General features: G+C 71.9%; 9 protein-coding genes. 5 read left to right on the top strand and 4 right to left on the bottom strand.

Annotation, left to right across the window (positions count from 1 at the left end; genetic code table 11):
- Positions 1–110 precede the first annotated feature (110 nt).
- Entirely contained in the window at positions 111–2363 is a 2253-nt protein-coding gene (locus tag HUO13_RS36865; RefSeq protein ID WP_249124345.1) for an ATP-binding protein, read from the top strand.
- Between the two features lie 15 nt (positions 2364–2378).
- Here the strand turns inward: HUO13_RS36865 and HUO13_RS36860 are convergent, their stop codons facing one another.
- Positions 2379–2702 (bottom strand): hypothetical protein, encoded by a 324-nt coding sequence (locus HUO13_RS36860; RefSeq protein WP_211899429.1) that lies wholly within the window; start codon positions 2700–2702, stop codon positions 2379–2381.
- Positions 2703–3273: 571 nt separating this feature from the next.
- Here HUO13_RS36860 and HUO13_RS36855 point away from each other — a divergent pair.
- The 3 genes from HUO13_RS36855 to HUO13_RS36845 all read left to right on the top strand — a co-directional run bounded on the left by HUO13_RS36855 (position 3274) and on the right by HUO13_RS36845 (position 10350).
- Positions 3274–5160, top strand: a complete 1887-nt coding sequence (locus tag HUO13_RS36855) for a HEAT repeat domain-containing protein (RefSeq protein WP_211899428.1) — start codon at positions 3274–3276, stop codon at positions 5158–5160.
- A 996-nt stretch (positions 5161–6156) separates the two neighbouring features.
- Positions 6157–7380, top strand: a complete 1224-nt coding sequence (locus tag HUO13_RS36850; RefSeq protein ID WP_211899427.1) for an MFS transporter — start codon at positions 6157–6159, stop codon at positions 7378–7380.
- 963 nt (positions 7381–8343) lie between these two features.
- A complete protein-coding gene (locus HUO13_RS36845) occupies positions 8344–10350 on the top strand; it encodes a PhoX family protein (RefSeq protein WP_211899426.1) in 2007 nt (668 codons plus the stop codon).
- A 152-nt stretch (positions 10351–10502) separates the two neighbouring features.
- On the opposite strand, the gene HUO13_RS36840 is transcribed toward HUO13_RS36845, so the two are convergent.
- From HUO13_RS36840 to HUO13_RS36830, 3 genes are read right to left on the bottom strand one after another with little or no spacing between them, the layout of a single operon-like run.
- Positions 10503–11090, bottom strand: coding sequence for a TetR/AcrR family transcriptional regulator (locus tag HUO13_RS36840; protein ID WP_211899425.1), 588 nt, complete (start codon positions 11088–11090; stop codon positions 10503–10505).
- Between the two features lie 10 nt (positions 11091–11100).
- The gene (locus tag HUO13_RS36835) at positions 11101–13656 is read right to left on the bottom strand and encodes a PEP/pyruvate-binding domain-containing protein (protein WP_249124344.1); all 2556 of its coding nucleotides are present in this window, start codon (positions 13654–13656) and stop codon (positions 11101–11103) included.
- Between the two features lie 21 nt (positions 13657–13677).
- The gene (locus HUO13_RS36830) at positions 13678–15048 is read right to left on the bottom strand and encodes an MFS transporter (RefSeq protein WP_249124343.1); all 1371 of its coding nucleotides are present in this window, start codon (positions 15046–15048) and stop codon (positions 13678–13680) included.
- Between the two features lie 229 nt (positions 15049–15277).
- On the opposite strand from HUO13_RS36830, the gene HUO13_RS36825 reads away from it, so the two are divergent.
- Entirely contained in the window at positions 15278–17347 is a 2070-nt protein-coding gene (locus tag HUO13_RS36825) for a PhoX family protein (protein ID WP_211899423.1), read from the top strand.
- Positions 17348–17533: the final 186 nt, after the last annotated feature.

The following is a 17533-nucleotide window of genomic DNA, read 5'->3' as shown; positions in this document are numbered from 1 at the left end:
CCGGTTCCGCGCCGAACCTGGTCGAACGACCAGTACGCACCCCTCCTGACCAGCGATTTCTGACCTACACTGGCCTTTCCGGTGATGTGCGGAGAACGCGGTGGGCCGCCGTGAAGACCAAGCGTGTGGGGAGACTGCCCGACGACCTGACCAGCTTCGTCGGTCGTCGCGGTGCGAGCGCGCAGATAAAGAAACTATTCACGACGTCACGGCTGGTCACGCTCACCGGCGTCGGCGGGGTCGGCAAGTCGCGGCTGGCCATCCACGTCGCACGCGGTCTGCGCCGGGCGTTCCCCGACGGCGTTTGGCTGGTGGAGCTGGGCCGCGTCACCGAACCCGGGCTGCTCGACCGCGCGGTCGTGGCCGACCTCGGCCTCGGCGACCCGCCCGCCAGCCTCGAAACGCTGGTGACACGGCTCGCCGACCGGCGCATGCTGATCGTGCTCGACGGCTGCGAGCACCTGCTCGACGAGTGCGGACCGCTGGTCGGCGCGATCCTCTCCGGCGCACCCGAGGTGCGGCTGCTGGTCACCAGCCGCTCACCGCTGGGCGTGGCCGGTGAACGCGTCTGGCCGGTGCCGCCGATGACGGTGTCGGCGCGGGGGTCGCGCGAGTCCGACGCCGTCGTGCTCTTCGAGGACCGCGCGTCGGCGGTGCTGCCCGGTTTCGCCGTCGGGCCGGAGAACCAGGCATCGGTGGCCACCCTCTGCGTCCAGCTCGACGGACTGCCGCTGGCGATCGAGCTGGCCGCGGTGTGGATGCGCTCGCTGTCGGTCGACGAGATCCTCACCCGCGTCACCGACCACTACCAGCTGCTCAACGGCGGCGACCGCAGCGCCGTGCCGCACCACCGCTCGCTGCGGGCGACGATCGCGTGGAGCTTCGACCTGTGCACCCCGGTCGAGCGGACCCTGTGGTCGCGGCTGTCGGTGTTCGCGGGTGGTTTCGAGCTGGAGTCCGCCGAGGAGGTCTGCGCGGGCGACGGTCTGAGCGCCGACGACCTGCTGTGCGGCATCGCCGGGCTGGTGGAGCGTTCGGTGCTGTGCCGCGAGGACACCGGCGACTCACGCGCGCGGTACCGGCTGCTGAAGACGATTCGGGAGTACGGGCGGCAGCGCCTCGGCCACCAGCAGGAGGTCGTGCTGCGCAGGCGGCACCGCGACCACTTCCTGCTGATGGCCGAGTACGCCGACGCCGAGTGGCTCGGGCCCGAGCAGACCGAGTGGCTGGTCAGGCTGCTGCGGGAACGCGAGAACCTGTGGGCCGCGCTGGAGTTCTGCCTGTCCGAGCCCGGTGAGGCATCCGAAGGGCTGCGCATGGCCGCGGCCCTCCGCTTCTTCTGGCTGGCCGGCGGTGCGCTGCGCGACGGCCGCGAATGGCTCGACGAGGCGCTGACCGTCACCACCGAACCGACTCCGGTGCGCGGCAAGGCGCTGGCGATCAACGGGCTGCTCACCGCGATGCTGGGCGGCGTCGACGAAGGGCTGGAACTGCTCGCCGAAGCGCGCGGACTCGGAGATCCGTCCGTCCCGCACCTGGTCGGCGTCGTCGAGCTGCTGCGCAACGACCACACCGCCGCGGACGAGGCGTTCCAGGAAGCGCTGCGGCGCCCGGACCTGCTGCGCCACGACGGTCTGGCCGTGATGACGCTGCCGAACCGGGCGCTGGCGTCGGTCTTCCTCGGCGACGCCGCGCAGGCCATCGCGCACTGCGAGGAATGCCTGGAGATCTGCGACGAACACGGCGAGCAGTGGGCGCGTTCCTGGGCGGAGCTCGTGCTCGGTCTCGCCCACTGGTGCGAGGGCGACGCGCAGGAGGGCGCGGCGCACCTGCGGGCGGCGCTGCGGCTCAAGAGCCGGTTCAACGACGTGGCCGGGGTCGTGGTGTGCCTGGAGATGCTGGCGTGGACCGAGGTCGCGCGCGGTAGGGCGGACCTGGCGGTCAGGCTGTTCGCCGCGGTGGTCGCGCTGTGGCAGCCGCTGGGCACCTACCTGTTCGGCATCCGGCGCTACCTGGACTGGCACGCTGCGGCCCTGGCCAGGGCACGCGGCATGCTGCGGGCGGCCGAGCTGCGGTCGGCCGAGCGCGAGGGCGCCTCGTTCACCCTCGCCGAGGCGGTGGCCGACGCGCTCGGGGAGCGCGAGGTCGTCTCGGCCGCCGACGTGCCCGCGCAGCTGACCAGGCGGGAGCGCGAGGTGGCCGATCTCGTGGCACGCGGGCTGTCCAACCGGCAGATCGCCGAGCAGCTCGTGATCGCCAAGCGGACCTCGGACAGCCACATCGAGCACATCCTGACCAAGCTCGGGTTCAGCTCCCGAGCGCAGATCGCGGCGTGGGTCGCCGAGCAGGCAGGCAAGCCGTGACCGGAGCTCGGCCCACTACACCACGGCGAACTGCGGCGTCTCGATCGCGCGGCGGGTCGCGGAGACGACCGTCTGCCAGGCGGGTGGCTGCGAGAGCCCGCCGACCCAGCGGGCGTCGCCGGCCGGCGGCAGCGGCAGCCGCTGACCGCTTCGGGCCGCCACGACCGGACCGAGGGAGAGGTCTCCGGTCCGGTCGTGGCCGCCGGGCCCGGTGAGCACGGCCCAACGATCCGGGTAGGCGATCGCCGGACCGGCGAGCATGTGGATCGAGAGCACCTGCTGGACCCTGGCGCCGAGTTCGGCGGGCATCAGAAGCGCGCCCACCTGGTCGCCGATCACCAGGCCCTCGGCGTCGACTGGCCATCCGAGGGCCTGGTGATCGGAGGGTTCGGGTTCTCGCTCGGCGGGCTCGTAGCCGGAACCGGTTGGAGGGGGAGCGTGTTGCGCGGCGGGTTGTGCGTTGTGTGCCGGTAGTGGTGCGTGCTGGAGCATGGTGGTCCTGGATCGGGGCGAGGTGGGCGTGCCGGCCGCCGGCACGCCCACCTCGTCTGGGGACGGGCAGCGGGTCGCCGGGGCGCAAGGCCCGCTGTCCAGGTACTACGACCTCCTCCCTCATCGCCCGTTACCCCTGGAAACGACGGATTCGGTCGGGTGCGAAGCCGGATGTGGCGTGTCGGCCGCCGTCATTCCCGGTTCGTCCTGTTCGCGCGTCCCAACGGGGACGTACCAGCAACTGTGGACCTAAGACCCTGGTGCCCGTAGCGGGACAAGTACCGAAACCCATACCTAAAAGCACCCGGAAGGGTTGCCCGACACACGGTGCGAACCCGCCCTTCGCTGGACGGCGGCCGGAGATCGGCTCCCTACCCTCGACGTGTTCCGATCAAGCCCCCACACGGAGGAGACACCCATGCGCACCGCTTTCCTGCACGCCGAAACCACCCGCTACGAGCGGTCGAAGACCGCGCTGATCGACCGGTTCGCGACCTGGTGCGTCGAACACGGTGGTCGGGAGCGCGCCCCGGTCGAGCTCGCCGGTTTCCTGCTCGACGAGAAGCGCGGCGTGGACGGCCTGCTGACCAGGTGGACCGAGGACGACGTGACGCACTTCCTCGGCCACTCATGCCCGCGCAGGCTGGTGCTCGACGAGAACTGGCCGGCCGCGCCGGAGTGCCTGGCGCTGTGGATCGCCTACCTCGACGACGTCGGGCTGCTCGTCTCCGACGTACCGGCGGCGGAGCTGCGCGCGGCCGTGGAGCGGGCCTCCCCCGGCTACCTCGCGGCCATGGCGGACCCGGGCGAGTGGGGCGCGGAGAAGTTCTGGTCGGTGGTGATGCGCGAGCACGGACTCGACGCCGATGACGAGGCCGCGGTCGAGGGCTTCTTCGACGCGGTGGACGCGGGCGAGGTCGACGTGGACCGGTCGCTGGCCGACTCGGTCGAGGACCGCGACGCCGCCGAGCCGGGGCCCGAGCCCGCGTTCTGGCTGCCGCCTGCCGACGTCGAGGACGTCCGCTACGCCGAGGACGCCGTGGTGCCGCACCGGATGCGCGCCCTCCACTCGTGGCTGGGCACCGGGCGCGAGCGCGTCGACACCGGCGAGCTCGCGGCAGCGCTCGACGTCGACGCGGCGGAGGCCGCGCTGCTGCTGGAGTGGGCGAGGCAGACGGGCCTGGTTCGCGAGGTGGGCGACGGGCTGGTCCCCACCCAGGCCAGCCTGCCGGTGCTGACCGAGCCCGCGCTGCTGTGGACCCGGCTGTGGCAGTGCTTCGTGCTGCTCGACGGGGTCTTCGGTACGGACGAGGGAGAGCTCGACGTGCTCGCGGGCGGTACCGACGCCTTCCCCGACCTGGTGCAGGCGGCGCTGTGCTGCCTGTACTCGGCCGGCGACGCCGTGCCGCTCGAACTGGTCGTGAACGCGATCGCCGACGACCTGGCAGCCGACGATGTGGCGGCCGACGACGACCGGGCCGCCGATGACCCGGCCGGCGTACCGGACGACAGGCGGGCGGCCCTGCGCCGGACGCTGGTGAAGGTCCTCGACCAGTGGGAGGCGATGGGTGCCGTCCGCAGGCAGGTCGCCACCGACGCCGAGCAGGTGGCGGTGATCGACTCGCTCGTGCCGGAGGGGACGACCGCCGATCACACCACGGTCGAGCTGACCCCGGCCGGGCTTTGGGCGGCCCGCGGTTCTCTCCAGGCGTTCGGCTTCATCGCGCCGACGGTGGCGGAGATCGCCGACTACCCGGCGGAGGTCCTGGTCCGCGTTCTTCGCGACAGCTCTCCCGAGGTGGTCGAAGCCCTGGCGGCGGGCTGGATCGGCCGCCGCGGTGAGCGTGCCGCCGGCGCGGAGCTGGTGGAGCTGCTGCGCAGGCTCGACGAACCGCCGGTCCGGCTCACCGCGCTGTGGCTGCTGGAACGCACCGGGGATGAGGGTGTCGCGGCGGTGCTCGGCCTGCGGGAGGACGTGATCGCCGGTCCCGCCGCCCGGATGTGGCTGCAGGCCAGGCCCACCCCCGTGGCCGCCGCACCGGGCGAGGAGTTCGTGCGGACGGGCGACGAGCTGCTGTTCGAGCTCGACGCCATGGCGGTGACCGCCGCCGACGACGCGGAGCGCTTCCTCACCGAGTTCCGCAGTCGCCCCACCCCGGACCAGCTGGCGCTGATCGACCAGATCCCCCGCACCAGCCACGTCGCCGCCGACACCGTGCTGGAGACCATCGCCCTCCAGCACCCCGACCAGCAGATCGCCGGCGCCGCCCGCCGCGGTCTGGGAAGGGTGGCCACCACGGCCTGACCTCACGGCCCGTTCCGCACCCTGCCCCAGCCGGCTGTGGCCCGGCCGCACTGGCTGGGGCAGGGCCGGAAGGCCGGTCCGGCCGGGAGCGGCGCGGCCGGGTTCAGCCCGGGCGAGGTGTGATCGGTCGTCCGAGATCGGGCAAGTAGAGCGGCTGCGGCAGCCACGCGGGTAGCGACGCGTCGGTCGGAACAGCGGCTATGGCGACCACGCGGGTAGCGACGCGTCGGTCGGAGCGGCGGCTGCGGCGTCACTCGGAGCCACGGCCGTAGCGGCGGCGTTCCGGTGATGGCGTGGCGGCGGCGATGCATGGGCAGCGGCGCACGCGCTCAGGGCGCGGCGGCAGCGAACCGAAACAACGACGGACACGTACCAGTGGCCACGCACCGGCAGTAATAACAGCAGCGCGCAGTGGGCGGGGCAGCCGGGCACCCGCCGACGGCGGGAGGGCGGACCGGAACAGCGGCACAGTGACGCAGCCTGCCGACGTCCCGTGCCGGTGGGCAGACGGACACGGCGGCACGGCCGCCGGTCTTCAGCGCGTCCACCGGGCGCGTACCGGCTCGACGGCACATCCGCCGGCCAGCTCACCGACACAACGTGCCCGGTGAACAGGCACGACAACAGCGGCACACCGCCGAGCGGCTGCCGACGGGGCTTGCCGGTAGGCGACCGGAACACCAGCGGCACGGTCAACGCGCTTGCCGCACCGCGTGCCGGTTGGCGGCGGTATTCCGGCGGTCCGGCACGGCTGCCGACAGATGCGACGAGCCGGGTGTGACCAGACCGGGTGTAGCCAGACCGGGTGTAGCCGATCCTGGCGCGGCCGGGCAGTGGCTGCTGCCGCCGCGCTTCTCCCGCGCCTCGCTCTGGGTGTTTGCGCAGGTGATCCGCATGTTCCGTGATTGGTGCCATGTTCGGGTTGGTTCGGTCCATCCCAATTGTTAGCATTGCAAACGAACTATTCGTCGAGGGGAAAGCTGGGAGTGGCGGCCGATGAGCGGCGCACACGACGTCCGGTTGCTGGATGTGTTCAAGGGTCAGCCGAAAGCCGTCTGGATCACGGCCTTCGCCGCCGTGATCGCCTTCATGGGCATCGGCCTGGTCGACCCGATCCTGCTGTCCATCGCCGAGGCGCTCAACGCCGGACCGGAGCAGGTCACCCTGCTGTTCTCCTCCTACCTCGGCGTCCAGGTCGTCGCGATGCTGATCACCGGTGCGTTCAGCGCCCGCTTCGGCGCGAAGCGCACCGTCGTGACCGGACTCGTGCTGATCGTGCTGGCCACCCTCGCGTGCGCGCTCGCCGGCTCGATCGGCCAGCTCGTCGCGCTGCGCGCGGTCTGGGGCCTGGGCAACGCGTTCTTCATCGCCACCGCGCTCTCGGTGATCGTCGGTGCGGCCAGCGGCGGACAGCAGGCGGCGATCCTGCTCTACGAGGCCGCACTCGGCATCGGTCTGTCGACCGGGCCGCTGCTCGGCGCGCTGCTCGGCAACATCTCGTGGCGCGGGCCCTTCGCGGGCACCGCGGTCCTGATGGCCATCGCCCTGATCCTCTCCGCGGGTTTCCTGCCCAAGGACGGTGACCGCAGCGAGCGCCAGCCCGTGCGGTTGCTCGACCCGATCCGGGCCCTGCGGCACGGTGGTCTCCTGCGCACCGCGCTCGGATCGGCCCTCTACACGGCGGCGTTCTTCACCGTGCTGGCCTGGTCCCCGTTCGTCCTCGAGTTCGGCGCGATCGCGGTCGGCCTGGTGTTCTTCGGCTGGGGACTGTGCGTCGCGGTCGCCGGCGTCACCCTCGCGCCCAAGCTGGCGGCGCGCTTCGGCGAGGCGGGCGGCACCGTGCTCGCCGTGCTGATCTACGCGGCCCTGCTCGCGGTGATGGCTGTCGGTTCGAAGCCCGTCGTGGTCGTCGCGGTCATCCTCAGCGGCCTGGCGTCCGGGCTGCTCAACACCCTGTTCACCGGCACCGCGATGAGCATCAGCTCGGCACCGCGCCCGGTCGCCAGCGCCGGCTACAACTTCTGCCGCTGGTTCGGCGGTGCGCTCGCGGCGACCCTCGTCGGCCACATCGCCGAATGGACCGGCGCCCCGCAGGCCCCCTTCGTCGTCGGCGCCGCGGCCTGCGTCCTGGCGGCCGGTCTGCTGGTGGTCGACCTCCGGACCAAGGCCGACCCGCACCAGGTCCCGGCCGAAGCAGCCCTGGTCGGCGAGGAGTTCTGACCGGGCGGAGGAAGCGACTCCGACCCGCAACAAGCGGCGAACGAGGAATCGGCAAGAAACATAGGTGGCGGCACCCGAACCAGGGGCCGCCACTTTTCGTATATTTGCCCAGTCGGGCGGGTGGCGACGGTGCAGTGGCCTCGCGGGCACAGGACATTCCGTGCGCAGGCCAAGACATCCCGTACGAGGGCGGAGGCAATGCCACCTCCGGCACCACTCACGCTGAGATGGAGTTGCTGGGCTCCGTGCCGCACGAACGCCGGCCGCGCCGGCAGGCGGCAGCCGCCTTGCCGGGGTGCCGTGCCGACCGTGCCGTGCCGCCACGCCGACCGTGCCGCCATGCCGACAGTGCTCGCGCCCCAACCTTGCTACCAGGGAAAACGTACTGTCGGTCAGCCATGCCGTGTGCCGACGACCGTGTCGCCATGCCGACGGTGCTGGCACGCCAACCGTGCTAGCGGGCCAATCGTTCCAGTGGGTCGTGCCGTCACGCCAACCACGCCGCGCGCTGACCGTGCTGGCAGGCAGACGGTGTCGCCGGGCCACCCATGCCGCGTGCCGCCCGCGCGAGCCGCCGATTCCGGAGCCCGCGCCAACAGCGGCACCGGTGCCGCCGGGACGCCTGGCTGCTACGTGCCCAGCAGCGGCCTTCGGCACCTGGTGGGCACCCGCCGGCCGTCGACCGACGACGGCACCAACCGCCGCCGCTTACCCGCGCCATCCGCCCGCCGTCAGCCGCCACATGACGTCACCCGGCCGACATCACCCATCGCCGCAAGCCGTTTCCGCACCCCGCGCTGTCCGGGCCCCATTCGCCGCGAGCAGTTCTAATAGGACGAAACGCGACTCGCCCACTTCCTCCCAGCGACCAGAATTCGCCGAATTTTCCGCGATCGTTCTCTCTCTCGCGGTTGTGACATACCCTCCATCCGTTCTCGGACTGCACCGTCATTGGAGGTTGGCGTGCCACCACACCCCGATCGCGGCCGACGCCTGCTGCCGCTGCTCACCGGCGGCCGGGCGCGGGTCACCTGTCGATACCGCTGCGGCGATCAGTGCTCGCAGCACCCGCCGAACACCTCCGACAACCCGTACTTCGGCGACCTGGTCCAGCGCATGCTGGACCGTCGCGGCCTGTTCCGAGCCGGCGCCGTCGTCGCCGTCTCCACGGCCGCCGCCTCGTCGGCTCTGGCCTCCGCCGCCGCTGCCGCGCCGCCGTCGGCCGCCGCCCCGCGGCGGGGCCTGGACTTCGTACCCGTCAAGCCGAACCTGGAGGACGCCGTCGTCGTCCCCGAAGGCTTCCAGCAGGGCATCGTCATCCGCTGGGGCGACCCGATCCTGCCCGGTGCGCCGGAGTTCGACTTCGAGGCCCAGACGCCGGAGGCGCAGGAGCGGCAGTTCGGCTTCAACAACGACTTTTGCGCCCTGCTGCCGTTGCGCGGCGACCTGCGGCTCATGGTCAACAACCACGAGTACACCAGCGAGGAGTTCATCTTCCGCGGGTACGACCCCGAGAACCCGACCGAGCAGCAGGTGCGCATCGCGTGGGCAGCGCACGGGCTGTCGGTCGTCGTGCTGGAGACCGGCGACGGCGCGCCGGAGGTCCGGATGCACCGGCTCAACCGCCGCATCACGCTCAACACCGAGTTCGAGGTGCGCGGTCCGGCCGCCGGCAGCGACCTGCTCAAGACCTCCGCCGACCCGACCGGAACCAAGGTCTTCGGCACCATGAACAACTGCTCCGGCGGCGTGACGCCGTGGGGGACGGTCCTGTCCGGCGAGGAGAACATCCACTTCTACTTCGCCAACGCCGACCAGGTGACCGACCCGGCGACCAAGGCGCGTCTCACCCGCTACGGCATGCAGGGCACCGCGACCGAGCGCAAGTGGGAGCGCTACGACTCCCGATGGGACCTCGCGCGCCAGCCCAACGAGGCCAACCGCTTCGGCTGGATCGTCGAGCTCGACCCGTACGACCCGGAGTCCAGACCGGTCAAGCACACCGCGCTCGGCCGCTTCAAGCACGAGGGCGCCAACGTCCACGTGCTCGACGACGGCCGCGTCGCCGCCTACCTGGGCGACGACGAGAAGTTCGAGTACATGTACAAGTTCGTCTCCGACAAGAAGATGAAGCGGGGCGACAGCCGGCACGCGCGGCGGCACAACATGTCGCTGCTGGACTCCGGCACGCTCTACGTGGCCAGGTTCAGCGGCGACAGTCCCGCGGAGGAGATCGACGGCACCGGAAAGCTGCCGTCGGACGGCCGCTTCGACGGCACCGGCGAGTGGATCGCGCTCGCGCACAACGACGAGAGCTTCGTGCCGGGGATGACAGCCGAGGAGGTCTACGTCTTCGCGCGCCTGGCCGCCGACGCGGTGGGCGCGACCAAGATGGACCGCCCCGAGGACGTGCAGCCGCACCCGAAGACCGGGCGCGTCTACGCGGCGCTCACCAACAACAGCGACCGGGGTACCGACGGCAAGGCAGGCGCGGACGAGACGAACCCGCGCAACAGCAACAAGCACGGCCAGGTGCTCGAGCTGGCCGAGACCGGCCGGACCACGTTCACCTGGAACCTGCTGCTGGTGTGCGGGGACCCGAACGACCCCGCCACCTACTACGGCGGTTTCGACAAGTCGCAGGTCAGTCCGATCACCTGCCCGGACAACGTCGCCTTCGACTCCGGCGGCGACCTGTGGATCACCACGGACTCGTCGGAGGCGCTGGCCGCCAACGACGGGCTGTACCGGGTGCCGCTGGAGGGCGAGGAACGCGGCCACGTCATGCAGTTCCTCAGCGTTCCGCGCGGCGCGGAAGCGTGCGGTCCGGTGATCGAGGACGACCTGGTGCTCGTTTCGGCGCAGCATCCGGGAGAGCTCGACGGAGCCAGCGCCGACAACCCCGTGTCGCACTGGCCCGACGGCGGGGACTCGCAGCCCAGGCCGTCGGTCGTGGCCGTCTGGCGCTGAAGGACGTTTCGCGGCAGGGTGGAGCCTTCCGGAATGCGCACGACCTCGGAAGGCTCCGCTGCCATGGACGGCGTGAACGCACCGGAAAGCTGTCCAGCCCGATCAACGGTCAGCCGGTGAAACGGCGGTCCGCAGAGGCGCGCGTGGCCGATTCACGCCCGGAACAGGGGCACCAGCACCTCGTCGACGATCTCGACGATCACCTTGTCGGGGATCGGCACGCCCTGGAACAGGAAGTGCTGGCGCAGCATCGCGTGCGCTACCTCGGTGCGGCGCGGCGTAACCGCCTCGGCGGGGATCTCCCCGCGTTCGACCGCGCGGCGGGCGACCTCGGCCACCGCCCTGCGGCCCGCGCCGTGCGAGTGCTGCCGCAGCTCCGCGGTCCGGGAGGGGTCGGTGAGCACGTCGCTGAGCAGCCCGCGCAGCGCCTCACCCGCCGGTCCGGCCAGCGTCTCGGCGCTGTGGCGCAGCAGCGCGAGCAGATCGCCGCGCAGGGTGCCGGTGTCCGGCGGCGACGACGGGTCCGGCAGCACGTGGTAGACGGCGTCGAGGGCCAGCTCCATCCGGCTCGGCCAGCGCCGGTAAACCGACGCCTTGCCGGTCCGCGCCCGTTCGGCGACGCGTTCCATGGTCAGCCCGGCGTAGCCGACCTCGCTCAGTTCGTCCAGGGTGGCCTGCAGGATCGCGGCGTTGAGGGCTTCGCCGCGACGCCGGGGAAGCTTGCGGTGGTCGGTGACCATGGCGCCGATCCTACGAATCCGCCGCCGTCACCCGGCCCGCGTCGCCGTCGACCGCGACGAGGGCGCCGTCGGTGAGCACATTCGTCGCGAACGCGGTTCCCATGACCGCGGGGATGCCGTACTCGCGGGCGACGATCGCGGCGTGCGAGGCGGGGCCGCCGGAGTCGGCCACGACCGCGGCGGCCCGCTGGAACAGCGGCGTCCACGCCGGGTTGGTGTACGGGCAGACGAGGACGTCACCGGCGGCGAGCGAGCCGAACTCGGCCGGGTCGCGCACGACGCGCACCGGACCGGTGGCGGTGCCGCCGGAGGCTGGCGTGCCGGACACCAGCGCGTCACCGGTGGGCCGGTCCGGGAAGACCGAGCGCGGGTTGAGCATCCGCACGCCCGCGAGCTCGGCCCGCCTGGCCGCTCTCGCCGACGCCGTGGCGCGCAGCCCACCGGCAGCGGACGGGTCACCGACGCCCTCCAGCTCCTCCAGCCGCAGGTGGAAGACCTCCTCGGCCGAGTCCAGCACCCCGGCGTCGCGCAGCCTCCCGCCGATCTCCAGCAGCGAGCGGCGCAGCACCGGCAGCGGCATGGTGAAGTAGAAGTGGCTGTCCTCGCGGAAGGCGATACCGGCACGTGCCGCCGAAACCCAGCGCCGGACGTGGGCGCGCCGCTTCGGCGGGCGCAGCAGCAGGTGGGCGAGGAGTTCGGCCATCGCCCGCTCGCCGACGCCGGTGCCCGCCAGCGGCTCGGCGGCGAGCACCCTGACCAGGCCGAGCACGGTTTCCGGGGCATCCGACCAGGTCGGCGTGGTGACCAGGACCGGGCTGGTGGTCTCGCGATGTCCGTACTCGGCGAGGAATGCCTCGAACCGCTCGCGGAAGTCGTCGAAACCCACCAGCCGCTGCGGGTCGAGGCTTTCGACGGCGGCGCGCAGCCGCGGATCGGACCGCGCCCGCGCGGCGAGCGCCTCCAGCTGCCGGTTGGCTTCGGCGGTTCGCGTCGGCGCACCGTTGATCAGGTCCATCAGCAGCGACGACCGGCCGAGCACCTTCAACATGAGCAGCAGCCGCAACAACGACAGCCAGGTGCGCGGCAGGTAGTCGATGCGCAGGTCCGCCATCGGGCGGGCGGCGTCCAGAGCCTCGCGCGGTACGCGCAACAGCCGTGGCCACGGCATCGCCGTGAGATCCAGCGCCGCCAGCTCGCGCACGCGTTCCAGGTAGCGGACGAACCGGGGGTCCTCGGTCCACCGGGCGGGGTCGTGCCGCCGAGCCAGCGCCGCGATGCGGAACGGCATGCCGAGCAGCCGCCGCGACGGCTTCACCGCGGGCGGGACGATCCGGTCGGCGACCCCGTCCGCCTCCGTCACGAACCCGTCGAGGACACCGGGAAGACCGAAGTAGGCCAGCACCTCACCCATCAGACCGGCGGGGCCGTGCGGTAGCCACGTCGACATGTCGAGCGGGTACGGCCGGACGGGCAGGTACTCGAGCATGATCGAAGCCAACCGGCGCTGGATCGCGTTCAGCTCCAGCGGCGGTGCAGGCAGCGCGGTCATCGGACGCGCCTGGAGCAGGCTGACCCGGCCGTCGGCGCAGCAGGCCCACTCGACGTCCTGCGGACGCCCGAAGAGGCGCTCGGCCTCGCGGCCCAGACGGGCCAACTCCCGCAGCACCTCGTCCGGCAGGCGGCCGGGGTCCCGGGCCTTCGCCACGAGCGTGCCGCGTGGGCCGACCGCCGTGCCGCCCGGTCCGGCACCAGCACCACCCCGGCGGACCAGCGTGGCGCCGCGGCCACCTGGTGTGCCGCCGCGAGTGACTCCTGCGCCACCGCGGCCGGGCACCGTGCCGCCGCGACCAGCTCCGTTGCCGTTCCTGCCGTCCTCCGTGCCGCCCCTGCCGGACGTCGTGCCGCTGTGCCGCCCCGGAGTCCAGGCGCGCAGGCCACCGTGCCGGTCGAGCACGTAGTGGTCCGGTGTGATCAGCCCGGAGACAACGGCTTCTCCGAGGCCCCGGCCCGCGTCGACCACGATCCGCTCGCGGTCCCCGCTCACCGGGTCGGCGGTGAACAGCACGCCCGCCGTCTCGGCCGGGACCATCTCCTGCACGACGACCGCGATGCGGACCTGCCCGGAGTCGACGCCGCGAGCCTGCCGGTACGCCACCGCGCGGTCGTTCCACAGCGATCCCCAGCAGCGCCGCACCGCGTCCACGACCGCGTCCGCACCGACCACGTCCAGGTAGGTGTCCTGCTGCCCGGCGAACGCCGCGCCCGGCAGGTCCTCGGCGGTGGCGCTCGACCGCACCGCGACCGGCCCGCCGCCGAGATCGGCGTACGCGGTGACGATCGCCGCTCGAAGCGGTTGCGGCAGCACCGCCGACTCGAGCGCGGCACGGAACGCGCGGATGTCGGCTCCCGGCTCGCCGGCCACGGCGGCGTAGGCGTCGGTGGTGACGACGAATCCGCCGGGCACCGGGAACCCGGCGCGGACCAGCGCCGCCAGGTTCGCGCCTTTGCCGCCCGCCGAAGCGGGTTCCGCGCCGGAGAGGTCCCGCAGCGGTACTACGAGTGCCATCGTGCCTCCCATGAAAGCCGGTCAGGCCGTCCCCCGCACGTGGGCGGTGGTGCGCAGCGGACGTGCCGGAAGAGCGAGTGCGAGCAGGAACGCCACCCCGAGCAGCGGCGTCATGACGGCGAACGCCGTCCGCAGGGACCCGCCGAACGCGGCAGGGTCGTGGGCGCCGCCCGAGGTGACGAGCGCGCCGGTGACGGCGACCCCCGCCGACGCGCCGATCTGCCGGAAGAAGGTGACCGACGAGGTCGCCGTGCCCAGGTCGCGGTAGTCGACCGCGTTCTGCGTCGCCAGCACCATGACCTGCATGACAAGCCCGACGCCGAGCCCGGTCAGCAGCATGACGGCGCCGATGGCGGTCGGCCCCGCGATCGGCGCCAGCAGAGCGAGCAACGCCAGCCCGCACGCGGCCACCGCCGTGCCGACGACCGGGAACACCTTGTAGCGCCCGGTGCGCGTGATGAGCCGGCCGGAAACCACCGAGCTGGTCAGCACGCCGAGCATCAGCGTGGTCACGACTAGCCCGGCCTGCGTGGCCGTCGCGCCGGAGGCGATCTGCAGGAAGGCCGGCATGTAGGTGAGGGTGCCGAACAGCGCGAAACCGATCAGGACGCTGATTCCCACCGGAACGGCGAACGCCATTTCGCCGAACAGGCGCAACGGCAGGATCGGGTCCGCGGCGTACCTGGTGGTCAGCAGCCACACCGCCGTTCCGGCGAGTGCGCAGACCAGCCAGCCGGGGTTACCGGTTTGCCCGAGTAGCACAACGCCGACGACCGCAGTGGCCAGCGCCAGCGCCCCCGCGCAGTCGACCGGCGGCCGGGCGGCGGGCGCGGGCAGCCGCAGCGACCAGGCCAGCACGGCGAAGGCCAGCAGGCCAAGCGGCGGGTAGATCGCGAAGATCCACCGCCAGCTGAGCTGGTCGACGAAGAAGCCGCCCACCAGCGGGCCGCCGACGATCGCTACCACGTACGCGGCACCGAAGAGACCGAGGTAGCGACCGCGCTCGCGCGGGCTGACCAGTTCACCGATGACGGCCTGCGCCCCGATGATCAGCCCGCCGCCGCCGGCGCCCTGGACCACGCGGAAGGCGATGAGCTGCGGCATCGAGGTGGCCAGCCCGCACAGCGCGGCACCGGTCACGAACACCGCGATCGCCGCGAGCATGGCCGGTTTGCGGCCGAATCGGTCCCCGAGCTTGCCGTGCACGGGCATGACGACCGTCGCCGCGACCAGGTAGGCGGTGATGACGGCGGGCATCTGGTCGAGTCCGCCGAGGTCGCCGGCGACCGACGGTAACGCGGGCGTCATGACCGTCTGGTCGAGGGCGGCGAGCAGCATCGCGAGCAGCAGTCCCGGCAGAACCAGCCCGATCGAACCCGGCCGCAACGCCATCCCCTCCTAGAGCACGGTGCGTTCTCTGAAGGCTACGACCTCCGAGTTGGATACGCAACGTTCACTAAGGGACCGGGCAGTGATCAGTGCGTCCCGTTGGGTGATCTCATGTCAGGTAAGTGGCAACTCTGCGTCATGTGTTTGATGTTCGTTCACCTTCCGGTCCGGGAGTCCTCGCCTGATCTGCATAGCGTGCTGATCGTTCCCGACTGCACCACTGGAGGTCCGCTTGTCTTCCCGACCGGACAGCGGGCGGGTCGTCCCGCTCCCGCTTCTGTCCAACCACTCGGCCAGCCGTTCCTCGGTGACCTGCCGGTTCCGCTGCGGAAACGCCTGCGCCCACGAAGCTCCCAACACCTCTGACAACGCCTACTTCGGTGACATCGTCGCGAGCGTGCTGAGCCGCCGCGGCGCACTGAAGGCCAGCGGCGTGCTCGCGCTGTCGGTCGGCGCGGCGTCCGCGCTCGGCAGCACCGCCGCCGCGCAGCCCGGCGCCCCCGTGCAGCAGGGACGCCCCGGCCGCGGCCCCGTGCCCGGCACCGACTTCGCGCCCGTCGCGCCGAACACCCAGGACGCCGTGGTCATCCCCGAGGGCTACGAGCAGGGGATCGTCATCCGCTGGGGCGACCCGGTGCTGGAGGGCGCGCCGGAGTTCGACTTCAACCGGCAGACGGCCGCCGCGCAGGAGAAGCAGTTCGGCTACAACAACGACTTCGCGGGCCTGATCCCGCTGGACGGCCGCGGCCGCGAGAACCTGATGGTGGTGAACCACGAGTACACCACCGAGACGCACATGTTCCCCGCCTACGACGAGAACAACCCGACCGAGGAGCAGGTGCGCATCGCGTGGGCCGCGCACGGCCTGTCGGTGGTGGCCGTCGAGCGGGAGCGCGGCGGGGGCTTCCGGCCCAAGCCGAGCCGCTACAACCGCCGAATCACGCTGAACACCGAGTTCGAGGTGCGCGGTCCGGCCGCGGGCAGCGACCTGCTCAAGACCTCCGCCGACCCGGCCGGGACGAAGGTCTTCGGCACCCAGAACAACTGCTCCGGCAGCGTGACGCCGTGGGGCACCGTGCTCTCCGGCGAGGAGAACTTCAACCAGTACTTCGCCAACGCCGACAGCGTCACCGACCCGGTGTCCAAGGAGCGGCTCGCGCGCTACGGCCTCAAGGGTGCCGAGAGCGACCGCAAGTGGGAGCGTTTCGACAAGCGCTGGGACATCGCCCGCGAGCCCAACGAGCCGAACCGCTTCGGCTGGATCGTCGAGATCGACCCGCACGACCCGAGGTCCAAGCCGGTCAAGCACACCGCGCTGGGCCGGTTCAAGCACGAGACCGCGTCCATCAAGGTCGCGCGGGACGGCCGGGTCGTCGCCTACTCCGGCGACGACGAGCGCTTCGACTACATCTACAAGTTCGTCTCCAATGGCCGGATCAAGCGGGGCGCCAGCGCCCACGCCCGCCGCCACAACATGTCGCTGCTGGACGACGGCACCCTCTACGTCGCCAAGTTCACCGGCAACAGCCCGGCGGGCGAGATCGACGGCTCCGGCAAGCTGCCCGCCGACGGCCACTTCGACGGCGCGGGCGAGTGGCTGCCGCTGGCCAGCGGCAAGAAGTCGTTCGTGCCCGGCTTCACCGCCGAGGAGGTCTACGTCTTCACCCGCATGGCCGCCGACGCGGTCGGCGCGACCAAGATGGACCGGCCCGAGGACATCGAGCCCAACCCGGTCAACGGCCGCATCTACTGCGCGCTGACCAACAACACCAACCGCGGCTCGGCGGGCAACGCCGGCGCCGACGAGCCCAACCCGCGGGTCGGCAACAAGCACGGCCACGTGCTGGAGCTCGACGACGACACCACCGGTACGAAGTTCCGCTGGAACCTGCTGCTGGTCTGCGGCGACCCCAACGACCCCGGCACCTACTTCGGCGGCTTCGACAAGTCGCAGGTCAGCCCGATCTCGTGCCCGGACAACGTCGCCTTCGACCGGCACGGCAACCTGTGGATCTCCACCGACGGCAACGAGCTGGACTCCAACGACGGGCTGTTCGCGGTGCCGGTCGACGGCCCCGAGCGCGGCAAGGTCAAGCAGTTCCTGACGGTGCCGGTCGGCGCCGAGACCTGCGGGCCGGTCGTGACCGACGAGGTCGTCACGGTCTGCGTCCAGCATCCGGGCGAGGACGCCGAAGACCCGCAGAACCCCACCTCGCACTGGCCGGACGGCGGCAACTCGCGTCCGCGTCCGTCCGTGGTCGCGGTGTGGCGCGCGGGCGGCGGCGAGATCGGCCGCCGCTGATCAGACCACCCTCCCAGCCCGGCGCGGCACGGCCTCACGGTCGTGCCGCGCCGGTGTATCCGGACCCTGTTCGGTCGCTGTCCGCAGGCTGAGGGGGCGACGCTCGGAGCCGGGCATGTGGAGAAGCCGGGCGAGAAGCGCACGTTCAGCCACGGCATCGAGCGCCCGGACACGACCGGCCTGGAA

Origin of the sequence: Saccharopolyspora erythraea (genome assembly GCF_018141105.1) — a bacterium.
Lineage (GTDB): Bacteria > Actinomycetota > Actinomycetes > Mycobacteriales > Pseudonocardiaceae > Saccharopolyspora_D > Saccharopolyspora_D erythraea_A.
This window is presented reverse-complemented; position numbering and strand designations above follow the sequence as displayed.

Bases quoted from the DNA above. Each gene is read 5' to 3' on its own strand.
- HUO13_RS36855 (WP_211899428.1), top strand. From the start codon at position 3,274: ATGCGCACCGCTTTCCTGCACGCCGAAACCACCCGCTACGAGCGGTCG.
- HUO13_RS36850 (WP_211899427.1), top strand. From the start codon at position 6,157: ATGAGCGGCGCACACGACGTCCGGTTGCTGGATGTGTTCAAGGGTCAG.
- HUO13_RS36840 (WP_211899425.1), bottom strand. From the start codon at position 11,090: ATGGTCACCGACCACCGCAAGCTTCCCCGGCGTCGCGGCGAAGCCCTC.
- HUO13_RS36835 (WP_249124344.1), bottom strand. From the start codon at position 13,656: ATGGCACTCGTAGTACCGCTGCGGGACCTCTCCGGCGCGGAACCCGCT.
- HUO13_RS36830 (WP_249124343.1), bottom strand. From the start codon at position 15,048: ATGGCGTTGCGGCCGGGTTCGATCGGGCTGGTTCTGCCGGGACTGCTG.